At 72.1% G+C, this 16,195-nt stretch carries 17 protein-coding genes; 8 read left to right on the plus strand and 9 right to left on the minus strand.

The window, feature by feature from the left end:
- Positions 1-92: 92 nt before the first annotated feature.
- Entirely contained in the window at positions 93-755 is a 663-nt protein-coding gene (locus tag IE252_RS10210; protein ID WP_190089030.1) for a transcriptional regulator, read from the minus strand.
- Between the two features lie 203 nt (positions 756-958).
- Here IE252_RS10210 and IE252_RS10215 point away from each other — a divergent pair, with 203 nt between their 5' ends.
- Both IE252_RS10215 and IE252_RS10220 read left to right on the plus strand, forming a co-directional pair.
- Positions 959-2,146, plus strand: coding sequence for a cytochrome P450 (locus IE252_RS10215; RefSeq protein WP_190089031.1), 1,188 nt, complete (start codon positions 959-961; stop codon positions 2,144-2,146).
- A gap of 12 nt (positions 2,147-2,158) precedes the next feature.
- Positions 2,159-2,350: a ferredoxin gene (locus IE252_RS10220; protein WP_190089032.1), complete on the plus strand. Its 192-nt coding sequence runs from the start codon at positions 2,159-2,161 to the stop codon at positions 2,348-2,350.
- A 57-nt stretch (positions 2,351-2,407) separates the two neighbouring features.
- Here IE252_RS10220 and IE252_RS10225 read toward each other — a convergent pair whose 3' ends face one another.
- On the minus strand, positions 2,408-2,860 hold the full coding sequence (locus tag IE252_RS10225) for a nitroreductase family deazaflavin-dependent oxidoreductase (RefSeq protein ID WP_190089033.1): 453 nt from the start codon (positions 2,858-2,860) through the stop codon (positions 2,408-2,410).
- A gap of 112 nt (positions 2,861-2,972) precedes the next feature.
- A complete protein-coding gene (locus IE252_RS10230) occupies positions 2,973-3,464 on the minus strand; it encodes a DUF2269 family protein (RefSeq protein ID WP_190089034.1) in 492 nt (163 codons plus the stop codon).
- A 251-nt stretch (positions 3,465-3,715) separates the two neighbouring features.
- Between IE252_RS10230 and IE252_RS10235 the strand changes: the two genes are divergently transcribed.
- Both IE252_RS10235 and IE252_RS10240 read left to right on the plus strand, forming a co-directional pair.
- Positions 3,716-4,447: an SDR family NAD(P)-dependent oxidoreductase gene (locus tag IE252_RS10235; RefSeq protein WP_190089035.1), complete on the plus strand. Its 732-nt coding sequence runs from the start codon at positions 3,716-3,718 to the stop codon at positions 4,445-4,447.
- 475 nt (positions 4,448-4,922) lie between these two features.
- Entirely contained in the window at positions 4,923-6,125 is a 1,203-nt protein-coding gene (locus IE252_RS10240; RefSeq protein WP_190089036.1) for an IS110 family RNA-guided transposase, read from the plus strand.
- Positions 6,126-6,306: 181 nt separating this feature from the next.
- On the opposite strand, the gene IE252_RS10245 is transcribed toward IE252_RS10240, so the two are convergent.
- Complete coding sequence (locus IE252_RS10245; protein WP_190089037.1) at positions 6,307-6,804, minus strand: MarR family winged helix-turn-helix transcriptional regulator; 498 nt, start codon at positions 6,802-6,804, stop codon at positions 6,307-6,309.
- A 99-nt stretch (positions 6,805-6,903) separates the two neighbouring features.
- On the opposite strand from IE252_RS10245, the gene IE252_RS10250 reads away from it, so the two are divergent.
- Positions 6,904-7,542: an NAD(P)-dependent oxidoreductase gene (locus IE252_RS10250; RefSeq protein ID WP_190089038.1), complete on the plus strand. Its 639-nt coding sequence runs from the start codon at positions 6,904-6,906 to the stop codon at positions 7,540-7,542.
- A gap of 10 nt (positions 7,543-7,552) precedes the next feature.
- Here the strand turns inward: IE252_RS10250 and IE252_RS10255 are convergent, their stop codons facing one another.
- The 5 genes from IE252_RS10255 to IE252_RS10275 form a co-directional block, all read right to left on the minus strand.
- The gene (locus IE252_RS10255; RefSeq protein WP_229848190.1) at positions 7,553-8,911 is read right to left on the minus strand and encodes an alpha-glucosidase/alpha-galactosidase; all 1,359 of its coding nucleotides are present in this window, start codon (positions 8,909-8,911) and stop codon (positions 7,553-7,555) included.
- On the minus strand, positions 8,908-9,903 hold the full coding sequence (locus tag IE252_RS10260; RefSeq protein ID WP_190089039.1) for a carbohydrate kinase family protein: 996 nt from the start codon (positions 9,901-9,903) through the stop codon (positions 8,908-8,910). The genes IE252_RS10255 and IE252_RS10260 overlap by 4 nt, the downstream gene beginning before the upstream one ends.
- A gap of 103 nt (positions 9,904-10,006) precedes the next feature.
- On the minus strand, positions 10,007-10,894 hold the full coding sequence (locus tag IE252_RS10265) for a carbohydrate ABC transporter permease (protein ID WP_190089040.1): 888 nt from the start codon (positions 10,892-10,894) through the stop codon (positions 10,007-10,009).
- The gene (locus IE252_RS10270; RefSeq protein ID WP_190089041.1) at positions 10,891-11,910 is read right to left on the minus strand and encodes a carbohydrate ABC transporter permease; all 1,020 of its coding nucleotides are present in this window, start codon (positions 11,908-11,910) and stop codon (positions 10,891-10,893) included. The genes IE252_RS10265 and IE252_RS10270 overlap by 4 nt, the downstream gene beginning before the upstream one ends.
- Complete coding sequence (locus IE252_RS10275) at positions 11,907-13,259, minus strand: ABC transporter substrate-binding protein (protein WP_190089042.1); 1,353 nt, start codon at positions 13,257-13,259, stop codon at positions 11,907-11,909. Before IE252_RS10275 ends, IE252_RS10270 begins: the two co-directional genes overlap by 4 nt.
- A 353-nt stretch (positions 13,260-13,612) precedes the next feature.
- On the opposite strand from IE252_RS10275, the gene IE252_RS10280 reads away from it, so the two are divergent.
- The 3 genes from IE252_RS10280 (at position 13,613) to IE252_RS10290 (ending at position 15,826) form a co-directional block, all read left to right on the plus strand.
- On the plus strand, positions 13,613-14,380 hold the full coding sequence (locus tag IE252_RS10280; RefSeq protein WP_190089043.1) for a TNT domain-containing protein: 768 nt from the start codon (positions 13,613-13,615) through the stop codon (positions 14,378-14,380).
- Positions 14,381-14,588: 208 nt separating this feature from the next.
- Positions 14,589-15,398: a tetratricopeptide repeat protein gene (locus IE252_RS10285; RefSeq protein WP_190089044.1), complete on the plus strand. Its 810-nt coding sequence runs from the start codon at positions 14,589-14,591 to the stop codon at positions 15,396-15,398.
- Positions 15,398-15,826 (plus strand): hypothetical protein, encoded by a 429-nt coding sequence (locus IE252_RS10290; RefSeq protein WP_190089045.1) that lies wholly within the window; start codon positions 15,398-15,400, stop codon positions 15,824-15,826. Before IE252_RS10285 ends, IE252_RS10290 begins: the two co-directional genes overlap by 1 nt.
- Positions 15,827-16,195: the final 369 nt, after the last annotated feature.

Below are 16,195 nucleotides of genomic sequence, written 5' to 3' on the forward strand. Positions count from 1 at the left end.
CGGTCGTCTGCGATCCTCCTGCCGGGGGCGGTTCGCGATCGATCCCGCAGGCACCCCGATCGGCGGTGGTACTGGTGCCACCGCCCGCCCGGTCACCGGTCGGCGAGCGTGTTCCAGAACATCGCCTCGTACGTCTGCAGCAGCCTGCCGTAGCGGCGGGCCAGGGCGGTCTCGGCCTCCGTGCGCACGCCCGAGGCGACGGCCGCGAGGGCCTGGCGCTCCAGGTCGGGCGAGGGCTCGGCGAAGAAGTCGAAGAAGCCGCAGGCCTCGTCGGAGAAGCCGTAGCGGCCGCGCAGCGCTTCGGCCACGGTGGCGCAATAGCCGCCCCACGCCGCGAAGTTGGCGGTGAGCGCGAGGGCCACCAGGGGCGGCTCGCCGTTCAGTGCCAGCCACGCCGCATAGGCCGGATACGCCTGGCAGCCGGCCAGCGGCTCGTACCGCTCCACGTCGTCCGCGTCGAGGCCGCAGGCCGCCGCGTACGCGCCGAGCCGCTCCTGGGCGAGCGTCTCGCCGGTCGCGAGCGAGCCGAAGAACTCCGCACAGGCGGAGTTGCCCGCGCCCGCCGACCGGTCGGCGAGGAAGGCGAAGGCGCGCAGGTCGGAGGCGATGACATGGTGCTGTTCGAGCGCCAGCGCGGCCAGCGCGTGCACCGTGGCCGAGCCGTTCGCGATCCTCGGCACCAGCCGGTTGGCGTCCTTCGCGGGCGCCAGTTCCGCCGTGATCCGCTCCACCAGTTCCCGGGCCGTGACTGCCATGCGGGACCCCCTTCCGCCCTGCGCTCGTGGTGCTGGGCTCCCCAGGCTCTCATGCACACTCGGGGCGAGACGGCCCAATGCGGCAGAAATCAGCCGGATCGTCCCGCACGGGTGATTCGGCCGAACTCTGCGTAGAGTACTTAGCTGCCTTGGGCATGTAATGGAGATCGGCAAGACGGACTCTTCGCTTGCGAGGTTCACCCATGACCGAATCTGTCTCCTTCCCCCAGGACCGCACCTGCCCCTATCAGCCGCCCGCCGCCTACGAGCCGTTGCGGGAAGCGAGCCCGCTGTCGCGCGTGACGCTCTTCGACGGCCGCACCGCGTGGTTCGTGACCGGCCACGCCGAGGCACGGGCGCTGCTCGTCGACCCGCGCCTCTCCTCCGACCGGCTCCACCCGGCCTTCCCCACGACCACCGAGCGGTTCGCGGCGCTCAACGAACGCCGCACCGAACTCCTCGGCGTGGACGACCCCGAGCACAACACCCAGCGCCGCAAGGTCATCCCCGGCTTCACCCTCAAACGCACCGCCGCCCTGCGCCCGATGATCCGGCGGACCGTGGACGGCCTGCTGGACGCCATGGTGGCGACGGGGCCGCCGGCCGACCTGGTCACCGCGTTCGCGCTGCCGGTGCCGTCCATGGTGATCTGCGCGCTGCTCGGCGTTCCCTACGACGACCACGACTTCTTCGAGGAGCAGTCCCGGCGGCTGCTGCGCGGTCCGGAACCGGCCGACACCCAGCACGCCCGCGACCAACTGGACGGATACCTCGGCAAGTTGATCGACCACAAGGTGCGCGAGCCGGGCGACGGGCTGCTCGACGAGCTCATCGAGGACCAGTTGCGCACCGGCGGCATGGACCGCACCGAGCTGGTCAGGATGGCGGTGCTGCTGCTGGTCGCCGGACACGAGACCACTGCCAACATGCTGTCGCTCGGCACTTTCACGCTGCTTGAGCACCCCGAACGGCTTCAGGAGCTGCGGGCGGACCTGTCGCTGATGCCGGCGGCGGTCGAGGAGCTGATGCGGTTCCTCTCCATCGCCGACGGCATGCTGCGGGTGGCCACCGAGGACATCGAGGTGGCCGGGACCGTGATCCGCGCCGAGGAAGGGGTCGTGCTCGCCACCTCCCTGATCAACCGGGACGGCTCGGTCTACCCGGACGCCGACGTGCTCGACTGGCACCGCTCGGCCCGCCACCACGTGGGCTTCGGGTTCGGCATCCACCAGTGCCTGGGGCAGAACCTGGCGCGGGCCGAGATGGAGATCGCCCTGGGCGCCCTCATCACACGGCTGCCGGGGCTGCGGCTCGCGGCGCCCGCCGACCGGATTCCGTTCAAACCGGGCGACACCCTCCAGGGAATGCTGGAACTCCCCGTCACTTGGTAGTGGAGTGAGCACATGAACATCAGCATCGACGGGGACCGCTGCATCGGCTCGGGGCAGTGCGCCCTGACGGCGCCGGGCGTGTTCACCCAGGACGACGACGGGTTCAGCGAGTTGCTGCCGGGGCGCGCGGACGGCGGGGGAGACCCCATGGTCCGCGAGGCGGCCCGCGCCTGCCCGGTGCAGGCCATCTCGCTGGAGGACTGACGCCGCGCGGGTGGTACGGCGCGGATCCCCGTGCCGTACCACCCATGGGCGCGGCCGTCAGCGGTCCGTGTGCCGCAGCCGTACGACGGGGATGTCCCGCTCGGTCTTCTTCTGGTAGTCCGCGTAGGGCGGGAACACCTCCACCAGGTGCGGCCACACCCGGGCCTTCTCCTCGGGGGAGAGGGTCTCGGCGTGGGCCGGGAACCGCTCGGTGCCGACCCGGATGCTGACGTCCGGCTGGTCCACGAGGTTGAGGTACCAGAGCGGATGGTCGTCGGACCCGCCCTTGGAGGCCACGATCAGGTAGTCGTCGCCGTCGCGCCCGTAGATCAGTACGGTGCGGCGCACCGCGCCGGTGCGGCGGCCGACGTAGTCCAGGAGCAGACAGGGCGCGCCGTGCAGGGTCGTTCCCTTGGTGCCGCCCGACTCCTCGTACAGCTGGGCCTGTTCGGCCACCCAGCCGGTCGGGCTGATCTCCACCGAGCCGCCGTCTCCGGGTTTCAGAGCCACTGCGTCCTCCCTTGCCGAGGGTTCTCGCCCTCCAGCCTGCCCCACCCGGCCCGGGTGCGTCGGCGGGGCGCACCCGGGCGGCCGGAAACGTTCGCTCGAAGGTGCGCGGCCGTCAGCCTCCGGTGGTGGAGCCGGGCCGCAGGATCATGAGGACGGTCACCGCCGCCCACAGCAGGTTGAACACCCCGGTGAACATGGCCAGTCGGACGGTCCGGCGCGCGTCGACGCTGGTTACCGGCCCGGACTGCGCGGACGTGGCGGCCGCGTCGAGCTCGGTGAGCAGCGCGTCCTGCCGGGGCAGGATCAGCGCGATGAGCGCGCCCGCCGCGAGCGTCGTCAGGACGATCGAGACGATCAGCCAGGTGTCGCCGAGGATGTGCATGTTGCTCGCCGTGGCGAACCCGAAGACGGGCACCGCGACGCCCACGGCGGCGTAGACCCGGCAGATCCGGTACAGCAGCCGCACCGACGCCAGCGCCTGCGCGTCGCCGGGCGCGGCCAGCGCCCGCCGGACGGTGGGCGGGAACATGCTGGCGGCCACGGCCACTGGTCCGACGGCGAGGATCGCGGCCAGGATGTGCACGGTGAGTAGGAACTTCGTCACGGGATGAGCGCTTTCGTACGGGCGTGAGAGCCCCCGGACGGGAGCCCCGGCCGACGTTATGGCGTGCTCGGACACCGGAGAAGTGGCGGGAGTGCCAGCATCCAACGGATTCCCGCCAAGTGCGCTCCAGCCCTTTATGCGCAGGGCTCCTGGGGCGTCGTCAGTGCCGGATCCTACGATGGTGGAAGATCACTTCCATTTTCGGAGTGGCCGCCTTGGAGCGGCCGTCCGTCCAGCGCCGGAGGTTCGTTGTGGAGCAGAGGTTCGTCACCGTCGTCACCGGCGGCAGTCGCGGGATCGGCGCCGCGGTCTGCGCCCGGCTGGCCGCCGAGTGCCACGACGTGGTCGTGGGCTACCGCTCGGACGCCGAGGCGGCCGAAGCCGTCGCCGAGGAGGTGCGCGCGGCGGGCCGCAAGAGCCTGGCCGTGGCGGTCGACACGGCGGACGAGGCCTCCGTGGACGCGCTCTTCGACGCCGCCGCCGCACTCGGCCCGGTCACCGGGCTGGTCAACAACGCGGGGGTCAGCGGCCCCAACGGCCGTCTCGCCGACGCCGACGCGGAGGGGATGCGCCGGGCCATCGACGTCAATGTACTGGGCTATCTGCTCTGCGCCCGCCGGGCCGTGCGCGACATGGCGGCGCGCGGCGGCGGGTCCATAGTCAACATCTCCTCGGCCGCGGCCACCCTGGGCAGCCCCGGGCAGTACGTGCACTACGCCGCCACCAAGGCCGCCGTCGACGCCATGACGGTCGGCCTCTCCAAGGAGGTCGCGGCCGACGGCATCCGGGTCAACTGCGTGGCGCCGGGCATCATCTGGACCGGCTTCCACGAGGACCCCGAGCGCCCCGCGAAGCTCGCCGGCACCATCCCGATGGGCCGGGCCGGGCACCCCGACGAGATCGCCGGAGCGGTCGCCTGGCTGCTCTCCCCCGACGCGTCGTACGCGACGGGGACGGTGATGCGGGTGGCGGGCGGGATGTAGCCGCGCTCCGGTCTACGTCAGCGGACCGGGCGAGGGCATCGGTTCCGGTACGGGGTCGGGCCCCGGCGGGTGGGGCACGGGATCCGGCTCCGGTACGGGCAGGGGTCCCGGTAGCGGTCCCGGTCCGGGCGCGGGCGGGCCGGGCTTCGGCGTGGGCGTCGGCGGCACCGGATCGGGCGGGCGGGGGGTGGGCGGTCCCGGGGTCGGGCCCGGAGCGGGCCCCGGCGTCGGCGGGTTCGGATCGGGGTACGGGGGCTGGGTCATCGGACCTCCGTAAGTTGTTGGGTGGCCCGGGAGGGCCGGATGTGGCTTATCGGGTCTTGCCTTCAGTGGCTTCCTAGGAGTGGCCGTCCGGCTCTCTTGGGCGCCCTGGCTGCTGATTGAGATGTGCGCGCTTCTTGCGGTCGCTGATTACGGAGATGACAGCGGGGTGTTCCTCGGGCCGACGGCACGCTGTGCGGAACGAGGAGGGCGAGTGAGCAAGCGGAAAGCCCGGGTCTGGGCCGGTGTCGATGCCGGTAAAGGCCACCACTGGGTGGCAGTGGTCGACGAGACCGGCGCGACGCTGTGGTCGAAGAAGGTCGACAACGGCGAGTCGGCGATCCTGACCGTGCTCGGTGAGATCCTCGACCTGGCGGACCAGGTTAACTGGGCGGTGGACATCTCCGGGACGTCGTCCGCGCTGCTGCTGGCCCTGCTCGCGGCGCACGGCCAGCAGGCCGTCTACGTGCCCGGACGCACGGTCAACCGCATGTCGGGCGCCTACCGGGGCGAGGCGAAGACCGACGCCCGCGACGCCTACGTCATCGCCGAGACCGCCCGTCACCGACGCGACTTCGCCACGATCGACGTGCCCGCCCAGCTGGCCGCCGACCTCGCTCTGCTGACCGCTCACCGCTCCGACCTCGTGGCCGACCGGGTGCGGATGATCAACCGCCTGCGTGACGTGCTGACCGGCGTCTTCCCGGCACTGGAGCGAGCCTTCGACTACTCGGCCCACAAGGGTGCGCTGGTGTTGCTGACGGGCTACCAGACGCCGGCCGCGATCCGTCGCCGCGGCCGGGCGAGGCTGACGGCCTGGCTGGCCAACCGCAGCGTGCGCGGCGCCGACGCGGTCGCCGCGACCGCACTGGAAGCGGCCCAGGCCCAGCAGACCGCGCTGCCCGGCGAGGATGTCGCCGCGCAGATCGTGGCCGACCTGGCCACACAGATCCTGGCTCTGGATGACCGGCTGAAGCGGATCGACCTGCAGATCCGCGAGACGTTCCGAAGCCATCCGCAGGCGGTGATCATCGAGTCCCTGCCCGGCATGGGCCCAATACTCGGCGCCGAGTTCGTTGTCGCCGTCGGCGACCTGTCGGCCTACGCCGACGCCGGCCACCTGGCGTCGGCGGCCGGGCTCGTGCCCGTCCCGCGTGACTCCGGACGGCGGACCGGAAACCTGCACAGGCCCAAGCGCTACAGCCGCCGTCTGCGCCGGGTGTTCTACCTGTCCGCGCAGACCAGCATCATCCGCGAGGGACCGAACCGGGACTTCTACCTCAAGAAGCGTGGCGAAGGCTGCAAACACGTCCAGGCCGTCCTCGCCCTGGCCCGCCGACGAGCCAGCGTGCTGTGGGCGCTGCTGCGTGACGGACGGGTCTTCACCCCCGCTCCGCCGGTCACGCAAGCCGCTTGACTCCGGCATTGAGACTCCTGGGGTGCTCCGGCCCTGCTCCGGGCCGGTGGGCGGGGCGTCGGCTCCGCGCCCGGGAGCTGTGCCCGTGCGGGCCGACGCCGTGTCCACTGTCTCCTCCAGCGCGTGCCCACGCCCGTCGGCCGTACTCCATCCGCCGCCCTGGGGGTCGGCGGCCGCCGGGTCAGTCGACGCCGTCCCCGAGGGATTCGAGGAGTTCGCGCAGGGTGTCCGCGAGCGCGTCCCGCCGGTCCGTACCGAGGGCCGCGAGCAGACGCTCCTCCGTGGCCAGATGGTCGGGCAGCGCCCGGTCGACGAGCGCGCGGCCCTCGGCGGTGAGGGCGACCTCGACGACCCGGCCGTCGCTCGGGCTCGGGGAGCGGGTCACCAGGCCGCGCGCCTCAAGGCGGTCCAGGCGCTGCGAGACGGCGCCCGAGGTGACCATCGCGGAGCGCATCAGCTCGGCGGGCGTGAGCAGATGGGGCGGGGCGCTGCGGCGCAGGGTCGCGAGCACGTCGAAGGAGGCGGGGTCGAGGCCGTGCTCGGCGAAGGTGCGGCGCAGCTCCGCCTCGATCAGCCGGGAGAGCCGTTTCAGCCGCCCGATCACCGCCATCGGCGACACGTCGAGGTCGGGGCGGCGCTCGCCCCACTGCGCGAGCAGGAGGTCCACATGGTCGGTCACGGATCCAGACTAGCCAATCTCTTAGCGGTGAGATACTTTTCTCTTAGTGATAAGAGAAACCTTCCGGCGCGACCGGACGGACAGAAGGAGCGGACACCCATGCGCATCACCGTCTTCGGAGCCGCGGGAAACGTCGGCAGCCGCGTCGTGGCCGAGGCCGTCGCCCGGGGGCACGAGGTCACCGCCGTCGTGCGTGACCGGGCCCGCTTCCCCGAGCTCCACCCGGCCGCCGCCGCCCGTACCGGCGACGCGCAGAACGTCGAGGACATAGCCGAGCTGAGTGCCGGACAGGACCTGGTCATCAGCGCCACCCGGCCCGCACCGGGCAGCGAGGGCGACCTCGTCACCGTCACCAAGGCGCTGGCGGCCGGGCTCGCCGGAACCGGCGTGCGGGTGCTGGTCGTCGGCGGCGCCGCCACCCTGACCCTGCCCGGCGGCAACGGCGCCACCGTCGTCGACGACCCGGACTTCCCGGCCGACTGGCGGCCCATCGCGCAGGCGTGCACCGAGCAGCTCGCCGTCTGGCGCGCCGAGACCGAGGTCGACTGGGCCTACCTCAGCCCGGCCGCGCTCCTGGAGCCGGGCGAGCGCACCGGCCGCTACCGGCTCGGCGCCGACGAGCTCCTGGTCGACGACCGGGGCGAGTCCGCGATCTCGATGGAGGACCTCGCGGTGGCGCTCCTCGACGAGGCCGAGCAGCCCCGCCACCACCGCACGAGGTTCACCGCGGCGTACTGAGGCACCGCCCTCAGTGCCCGAGCAGCACCCTCAACTCGGGCTGGAGCAGCTCCCCATGGGCCTGTACGAGGTCGTCGCACAGGTCCCAGATCCGCTCCACCGGCAGCGTGGCCGCGGTCGCCGCGTCCGTCATCGCGGCGTGCCGCACATGCCGGGGCTCGCCCTCGGTGGCGGCCCGCACCACCAGGTCGGTGACGCTCGCGTACGTACGGTTCAGCGCGGCGCACTGCGGCGGGAGCGGGCCCACCCTGGTCGGCTGCACGCCCTGCGAGTCGACCAGGCACGGGACCTCGACGACGCAGTCGTCCGGCAGGTTGGCGATCAGGCCGTGGTTGGGCACATTGCCGTAGATCGTGCGAGGGCCGCCCGTCACCACGCTGTGGATGATCTGCGGGGCGTACTCCATCGTCCCCTCGACCGGCAGCGGCCGGCCCGCCGCCAGGGCGTTGCGGGTGCGCTCGTAGCTGACCGTGTTGTCCTCGATGATGTCGAGGTAGGCGCCGATCGGCAGCCGCAGCCGCTCCACCTCGCTGTCGTGGTGCAGGTACCACGGCACGTACTCGGAGGAGTGCTCGCTCGTCTCGGTGGGGTAGTGGCCGAGCCTGCGGTACATGTCCACGCGGACGCGGCGCAGCAGTTCGCGGTCCTTCTCGATGGCGGCGTCCAGGAGCGGGTGCAGATCCCGGCCGTCGCGCTCGAAGCGCAGCACCCACGCCTGGTGGTTCATCCCGGCGGCCAGGTACGACACCTCGGAGAAGTCCACGCCGACCAGCTCGGACAGGTCGTGCATCGTCCAGTACACCGAGTGGCACAGCCCCACCGCCTTCAGCCGGGGGGCGATCCGGTGGAGATACAGGAGGTTCATCGCCATCGGGTTGGTGTAGTTCAGCAGCCAGGCGTCCGGGCAGAGTTCGGCCATGTCCTCGGCGATCCCGCGCAGCACCGGGAAGGTGCGCAGGGCGCGGAAGATGCCGCCGACGCCGAGCGTGTCCCCGATGGTCTGGCGCAGCCCGTAGCGGGCGGGGACGGCGAAGTCGGTGCGGGTCGCCGCGTTCATGCCGACCTGGACGGTGTTGACGACGAAGTGCGCGCCGTCGAGCGCGCCGCGCCGGTCGGGGTGCGCGGTGATGACGGGGGCGACCTTCAGCGTCCCCGCGATGTGCCGGGCCGCCGCCTCGGCGGTCGCCAGCCGCTCGGGGTCGATGTCGTGCAGCGCGATCCGCAGCCGGGTGAACTCGGGGAAGGCGAACAGGTCGGCCAGCAGCCCCTGGGTGAACACCACGCTGCCCGCGCCCATGAAGGCGATCTTCACTTCGGCCGGTTCGGCCATCTCGGTCACTCCAGTCGTGTCGGTGGTCGGCTCGGTCATGCGGAAACCCCCGTGCCTCCGGTGGGGCCCGGGTCGGGAACGCGGGCGACGGCCTCGTCCCAGGTGGGCTGGGTCGCGGTGCCGCCCCGGCCGCGGGTGGACAGCGAGCCGCAGGCGGTGGCGACGGCCAGGGCGTCGGCGAGGTCGAGCCCGCGCAGTACGGCGGCGACGAACCCGGCGTCGAAGCTGTCCCCGGCCCCGACCGTGTCGAGCGGCTCGACGGGCAGGGCGGGAGCCGTGGTGACCCGTGTCCCGTCGTGCGCCAGTGCGCCCTCGGCGCCGTTCTTGACCACGACGAGCGGGCCGCGCCGGGCCAGCGTGGCCGCCGCCTCGGCCACGCCCTTGGCGACCCCGGTCAGGGCGCGCGCCTCGGCCGCGTTGGGCAGCACCTGGTCGGTCACCTTCAGGACCGGGTCGAGCAGTTCCGGGTCCCAGCGGCCCGACGGGTCGTCGTTGGTGTCGAGCGAGGTGGTCGCGCCGAGCTCGCGGGCCCGCGCGAACACCTCGGCGAGCGCCCCGGCGAGCCGCGGCATCAGGAAGAACGAGGCCGCGTGGACGTGCCGGGTCCGGGCGAGCAGCTCCTCGGGGACGTCACCGGGCCCCGTCGCGGTCAGGCATCCCGGCGCGGTGAGGATCGCCCGGTCGGCGCCCCGGGTGAGGACGGCGGTGAGCGGAGTGGCCCGTTCGGGGTCCGTGGTCAGGGCCGAGGTGTCGACTCCGCGCGCGGTCAGGGCCGTACGCACGAAGGCGCCCGCCGGGTCGTCGCCGACGCGGCCCGCGAACGCCACGCGGAGCCCGAGCCGGGCCGCGCCGCACGCCATGATCGCGGCGGAGCCGCCGAGGACGAGGTCGGCGCGCTCGACCAGCTGCTCGCGCTGGCCGTACGCGAGGTCGCGCGGCACCGGGCCGAGGACCACGTCCGGGTTGGCGTCGCCCACGACGAGCAGGTCGAAGGGGCGGGAAGAGGGCGCGGGCGCGGGTGGTGAAGGCATGGCGAAGGGCTTTCTGGTCCGGGGAAGTCGAGTGACGGGGTGTCGGGGGAGCGGTGGCGTCGGCGGGCCGGGCACCCGGCCCGCCTCAACCGCTGGGCTCGTCTCAGCCCTTCAGCCCGCTCGACGTCAACGACTGGATGAAGGTCCGCTGGGCGAACAGGAAGGCGAGCAGCACCGGCAGCACCGTGATGACGTTGCCCGCCATCACCGCCGCCCACTGGGTGTGGTGCTGTCCCTGGAAGGTGGTCAGCCCCAGCTGGAGGGTGTACTGGGTGTCGTGGTTGATGGCGATCAGCGGCCAGGACAGGTCGTTCCAGGTGGCGAGGAAGGTCAGCACCGCGACCGTGGCGAGCGCGGGCCTGGCCAGCGGCGCCACGATCGAGAAGAGCACCCGCAGCCGTGAGCACCCGTCGATCCAGGCGGCCTCCTCCATCTCCCTGGGCAGCCCCAGGAAGAACTGCCGGAAGAGGAACACCGCGAACGGGGTGACCAGTGACGGCACGATCAGCGCGCCGAGCGTGTCGATCAGCCCCAGCCACTTCATCACCAGGAACGTCGGGATCATCGTCAGCTGGAACGGGATCACCATCGTCGCCAGCATCAGCGCGAGCAGCGCCCGCGAGCCCCGGAACCGCATCCGGGCGAAGGCGTAGCCGCCGAGCGCGCCCAGCACCAGGTTGGAGCCGACGGCGACGGTCGAGACGATGCACGAGTTGGCGAACCAGCGCGGGAACATCGCGTTGCCCAGCACATAGCGGTACCCGCCGAAGTCGATCCCCTTGGGCCACAGCGCCGGCGGGAACCGGTTGATCTCGGCGTTGGTCATGAACGAGCTGAGCACCAGCCAGACCAGCGGCAGCGCGAAGCAGAGCGACAGCGGCGCGAGCAGCAAGTGCCAGGGACTGAAGGGGAGCCGGCGCCGCCTGGTCGTGCGCGTCGCCGGGGCCGCCGCCGGTGCGGCGCCCTCGGTGACCATGGTGGACGCGGTCATCGGGCCACTCCTTCCACGCGCGGCAGTCCGGGAGCGGCGCCGGTGGTGCGCTCCCGGTGGCGGCGGTAGAGCGTCACCGCCGTGCCCGCGAGCAGCAGGGCGACGGCGAGGACGTACGCGGCGGCGGCGCCGTAGCCCGCGGTGAACGTGCGGAACGCCTGCTCCCAGACGAAGTACACGATGACCGTGGTCGACTCCAGCGGCCCGCCCTTGGTCGTCACGTACACGAGGTCGAAGACCTGGAGCGCGGTGATCAGCTGCCACAGCACCAGGAACGCGGTGACGGGGGCGAGCGTCGGCAGCGTCACGTACCGCAGGACCTGCGCCCGGTTCGCCCCGTCCAGGCGCGCGGACTCGACGAGTTCGGTGGGTACGTCCTGGAGCGCGGCGAGGAAGACGACGACGCAGAACCCGATGCCGCTCCACAGCGAGATCGCGAGCAGGACGTACAGCGACTGGCCGGGGTCGGTCAGGAAGCCCTGCGGCGAGACGCCGAGCTTGTGCAGGATCGAGTTGGCCGCGCCGAACTGCGGGTCGAAGATGAAGGAGAACAGCACGCCCTGTGCGGCGGCCGAGACGACGAACGGTATGAAGACGAGCGTGCGGTAGATGCCGACGAACCGGATCCGCCGGTTGAGCGCGAGGGCCAGCGCGAGCCCGCCGGCCAGGCTCAGCGGCACGTACAGGCCCGCGTAGGTGACGGTGTTCTCGACGGCCTTGCGGAAGCCCGGGTCCTTCGACAGGGCCCGGTAGTTGTCGAGGCCGACCCAGCGGCCGGGGGTGACCAGGTCGTCGGCGCGGAACGACAGCAGCAGCGACCAGACGACCGGCACCACGCTCAGCCCCAGGATCACCAGGACCGACGGGGTGATGAACGCCCAGGCGGTGGCCTGCTCGCCGCGCGCCCGCCGGCGCCGGGCGCGGCGCCGTTCGGCGGGCTCCCGGTCGGCGGGGGCCAGGGTGAGCGGGCGGGGTGCGCCCGTACGGGATCCTCGGTCCACGACGACCCTCCTCATCGGGGAATCAGCAGGGCGGCGTCCGCCTTGTCGGCGCACCGGCGCACCGCCTTGGCGGGGGAGGCGCGGCCGAGCAGCACGGACACCACGGCCTCGCCGGTGGCCTGGGAGATCTGCGGATAGGCGGGGTGGATGGGCCGCACCCGGGCGGTCTCCAGGGCCTTGGTGAACACCGGGAGGCCGACGGTGTCGGCAGAGTGCCGCTGCCAGGCGCTCTCGGCCTCGGTCTGTCTGCTCAGCGGCAGACTGCCGCCCCCTATGTCCCACCGCACGTCCTGCGCGGGAGCGATCAGCCAGCGCACGAACTCGACGGCGGCCCGGGAGCGCGCCTTGCCGTTGTCGAAGACGGTCCAGGTGTCGGGCCCGGAGATGGTCAGCGGCTTCCCGCTGTAGGTGGGCATGGGCACCACGTCGTACGGCAGCTTGGACTCCACGATGTTGGGCAGCTGCCACGGGCCGGTGATCACCATGCCCATCCGGCCGGAGGTGAACACCTGGTACATCTGCTCGCTGCCGGGTTTGGGGTCGATGTAGACGCTCTTGTCGGCGACCAGTTGGGCCACGGTCTCCAGGGCCCGTTTCCCGGCGTCGGCGAAGCCGATGCTCTTGCCGTCGGGGGCGATCACGTCGCCGCCGAGGTCCCACACCATGGGCCACAGCCGCCACACGGTGTCCTCGTCGCCCGCGCCGGGCCAGGCGGTGCCGAAGACGCCGTGTCCGGCGTCGGTGAGCTTCTTGGCGGTGGCCACGAACTCGAGCCAGGTCCAGCCGGGCTTGGGCAGCGGGATTCCGGCGCGCTGGAAGAGCTTGGTGTTGCAGGCGACAGCGAGCGAGTCGAGCAGTGAGGGCGCGGCCCGCACCTTGCCGTGCAGGGTGACGGCTTCCCGGACGGAGGGCCAGAAGCCGTTCCACGGCGGGTCGCCGTCGTGCATCACGCCCGTCAGATCGACGACTTTGGGGCTGCGGGCGATGCTGGCGAGGTCCGAGCCGAAGATGTACGCGATGTCCGGGAAGGCACCGGCGGCGAGCGCGGCCGTCACCTTCTGGAGCATGGCGTCGGCGACCACGCCGCCGCCGCTCGCGTTCACCCGGATGCGGGACTGCGAGCGGTTGAAGTCGGCGGCGAGCGCCTCGATCGCCTTGGCGCCGATCTCGTTCTGGCCGTGCCACATCTCGATGGTGACCCGGCCGTCGGCGCCGACCCCGTCGGAGGTGGTCGCGGCGCAGGCGTCGAGCAGGGGGAGGGTCGCGGCCCCGGCGACGACGCCCGCCCCGGTGCGCAGGACCCGGCGGCGCGGGAGGCCCGGGGCGGGGTGGGGCTTGCTGCTGCGGTCCTGACCGGCGGGCATGGTCGTCCATCCCTTCGCGGATGCGCCCCGCCTCGGACGCGGGACACACGTCCTGGCGACTCGGGCCGGACTCGGGACCGGGTCAAGGTCCGCTACCGGCTGGGCACACCTCTCGAAGCGCCGGGCCGCGTGGGCCCCGCACTGGCTGGATGAAAGCGCCTCGGGGAGCACGCGTCAAGTACCCGAGAGGGCCTGCGGTTCGCGTGCCGCCGGGCACCACACCCCACTTCAAGGGCACAACAGTGCGCTTCCGGCCGCGCCGGGCGATCTTTCGGCCTACTTGCGCGTACGAGGCGTCCAACTGATCGCGACGCCACTAGATGTGAGGCGCCATCACATCTCAGGAGGCATACATGGCTCATACGGTGAAACGTTTCAGCAGGCTGCGGGTCCTCATAGGCGCGGGCGCCTCGGGCGCGGCGCTGTTCGCGACGGTCCTGTTCGGCGCGGCGCCGGCGCAGGCGGCGGAGCCCGGCCGGGGCACGGCCGCAAGCGCGGGTGCCGCGTCGCAACCGGTGGCCCCGGCCGCCTGCTCGGGCACGTACCAGGGCGACGAACGCCTCGGCCCGCAGTACCTGCCGAAGCCCTGGCAGGCCCCGGTCGGCCCGCTGGTCCTCGGCTACCACCGCACCGGCCACCTCAGCGCGACGGCGTTCCTGGCCACCTACTGGGACCCCACGGCGGGCAGTTGGAAGTACCCGCCCAACGACGGCTTCGCCAACCGCCCCGACGGCAGCCTCGACAAGCGGGCGGTACGGCTGCGAGTGGGTGAGGACCTGGACCGCTTCGGTTCCGAGTACGGCGCCTTCCTCGCCCCGGCCGGGGCGAGCTACGCCCGCCGGGCGCTGCCGCCGCAGAGCCTGATCACGCGCGAGGCGGCGTACCCCTGTGCGTACCACTCGTACGAGGTCACCAAGAGCTTCACCGTCTGGGAGGGCCGGATCGCGCCCTGGTTCGAGCAGCGCGGCGGCGGCGAACAGATCAAGTTGGACCCGTCGTTCGTCGACCCGGGCGCGGGTCAGAAGCTCAATGTGAAGTGGCTGCTCGACCACGGGTATCTGAAGGCGGAGGCGAACGTGGCGGCGGCGAGGAGCGCGCTGGCGGGGGTGGCGACCGGCTGAGCGCGGGCTGCCCCGGGGCGTGGTGCACACGCGGTTCCGGCTCCGTCCCCGGGGCAGCCGTGCCTTCGGTGAATCTCCGGGCATCTGACGAACTCACCCCGATCACCGTAGAGTTGATGGTGTGCTCTGACATCAGGGGGTGAGCCGGATGGCGTGGAGAACCCTCCTGAACGGCGCCCTCGACGTCATTGCGCCTGGGCACCCGGGGGTGACCGAGCCAGCCACCGACGAGGACTTCTTCGCACGCCTCGACCGGCACTGTTCCCATGCGTACGACCAGCTCGGCACGCCACCCGAGCTCACGGCGGAGCAAGTGCACCGGATGGCCCTGCGGCGCGTGCGGGAGGGTTTTACGGCGGAGGGCGAGCAGCTGCTGCGTGGTCTGGTGGAAGCCGGTGACCTGCGTGCGCTGACCGACCTCGGAGTCCTTCGCTACCGGACGGGTGCCAAGGCCGAGGCGCTGTGCCACTGGCGTCGTGCCGCCGACCGGGGAGACCCGACGGCCATGCACTATCTGGGCGTTGCCCTCGCGGAAACGGGTTACCACGTCGAGGCGGTCGTGGAGTTGAGGCGTTCCTTCCGGAACGGCCGCGCGGCGGCGGGCAAGGACCTCGGACTCGTACTATCGCGGACGGGAAAGGCCGACGAGGCCCAGGACGTCTGGCAAGAGGCGTCCAAGCTGGGCGTCGCGGAAGCGGACTTGCTGCTGGGGTTTCTGTGGCTGGGGCGCGGGGACACGTCCCGAGCGGTCCACTGGTGGCGCAGGTCGGCTCAACGGGGGAGTGCGGAGGCCGCCTTCGACCTGGGACTGCTGCTCGGGGAGGAGGGCGCTCTCCTGGAAGCGGCGATGTGGCTGCGCAAGGCGGACGACCGAGGCCATGCCCAGGCCCCCGAAGGGCTGTCGTGGCTGCGGCGGCTGCTCGTGGAGTACTTGCGAGTGGCTGCGGGTCCGGTATTCGGAAGCGAGGCGACCGGCTCCGTGCTGGGGACCAATCCCGTCCTCGGGAGTGAGACGTGATGGCGGCACGGGACTCGGGGCCGGGACCGCGCTGGGACGCGCAGGTGGCCAAGGAGTGGGAGGCGGTCCAGCCCGGGATCGCCGAGAAGATCTGGGAGGAGTTCCGCGCCGACGAACGGCATCGTCGGCTGCTCTCCTGGGCCGGTGTCGTCCAGCGTGCCCTGGGCCAGCTGTTCGCCCTAGCCTCGGTCGGCGGGATGCTCCTGTTCGCCAGGTACGCCCTTGACCGGGGCGAGCCGTTGGTGGCGACGTTCGCCGTGGGCGCCCCGTCCGTCTCACTCGCCGTCATCTTCGGCTTGGCCCGGATGCCGGGCCGTACGCTGGAGGGCGCCGTTGCCCGGTCGGCCCGCCGGGTCAGGGCCGTGGCCGCGGCGGCACCGCCACCGTCCGATCCGGCGTCCTCTTCATCGACGACTCCCACGATCTAGGGCCATCCAGCCTGCCCGCCGCGCAGGATCGGTCAGATCGGCGTCGAGGCGCCTGCTGTTGATCGTACGGGTGCCGAGGTGCGAGGGCCGCTCGGGAGCATCGCCGACTGACACATAAGAGTTGATAGAACTGGCGGCGTGACGGGTTGGGATGTGACACTCTCGAAGAGAGCGCGGAATGGTACAGCGCGCATCGTTCGCGCAGGCCCCGCGCGCGTAGGCCCCGAGGGGTTCCTGGTTGCGGCGCCTCCCCGGGGCCGTCGGGCTGTACCCCTGATCGGCTGGCGATCACGGTGTCGAGATCACCATGATCGCCAGCTACAGGAGCACGTCCAACACCCTCGTCACCAGTCCGGACGTGATTGCTCC

It is taken from the genome of Streptomyces melanogenes (assembly GCF_014649795.1).
GTDB lineage: Bacteria > Actinomycetota > Actinomycetes > Streptomycetales > Streptomycetaceae > Streptomyces > Streptomyces noboritoensis.

Excerpts from the sequence above, each read along its gene's own strand:
- IE252_RS10270 (WP_190089041.1), bottom strand. The coding sequence starts at position 11,910 with ATGAGGAGGGTCGTCGTGGACCGAGGATCCCGTACGGGCGCACCCCGC.
- IE252_RS10280 (WP_190089043.1), top strand. The coding sequence starts at position 13,613 with ATGGCTCATACGGTGAAACGTTTCAGCAGGCTGCGGGTCCTCATAGGC.
- IE252_RS10290 (WP_190089045.1), top strand. The coding sequence starts at position 15,398 with ATGGCGGCACGGGACTCGGGGCCGGGACCGCGCTGGGACGCGCAGGTG.
- IE252_RS10275 (WP_190089042.1), bottom strand. The coding sequence starts at position 13,259 with ATGCCCGCCGGTCAGGACCGCAGCAGCAAGCCCCACCCCGCCCCGGGC.
- IE252_RS10220 (WP_190089032.1), top strand. The coding sequence starts at position 2,159 with ATGAACATCAGCATCGACGGGGACCGCTGCATCGGCTCGGGGCAGTGC.
- IE252_RS10210 (WP_190089030.1), bottom strand. The coding sequence starts at position 755 with ATGGCAGTCACGGCCCGGGAACTGGTGGAGCGGATCACGGCGGAACTG.
- IE252_RS10215 (WP_190089031.1), top strand. The coding sequence starts at position 959 with ATGACCGAATCTGTCTCCTTCCCCCAGGACCGCACCTGCCCCTATCAG.
- IE252_RS10250 (WP_190089038.1), top strand. The coding sequence starts at position 6,904 with ATGCGCATCACCGTCTTCGGAGCCGCGGGAAACGTCGGCAGCCGCGTC.
- IE252_RS10265 (WP_190089040.1), bottom strand. The coding sequence starts at position 10,894 with ATGACCGCGTCCACCATGGTCACCGAGGGCGCCGCACCGGCGGCGGCC.
- IE252_RS10260 (WP_190089039.1), bottom strand. The coding sequence starts at position 9,903 with ATGCCTTCACCACCCGCGCCCGCGCCCTCTTCCCGCCCCTTCGACCTG.
- IE252_RS10255 (WP_229848190.1), bottom strand. The coding sequence starts at position 8,911 with ATGACCGAGCCGACCACCGACACGACTGGAGTGACCGAGATGGCCGAA.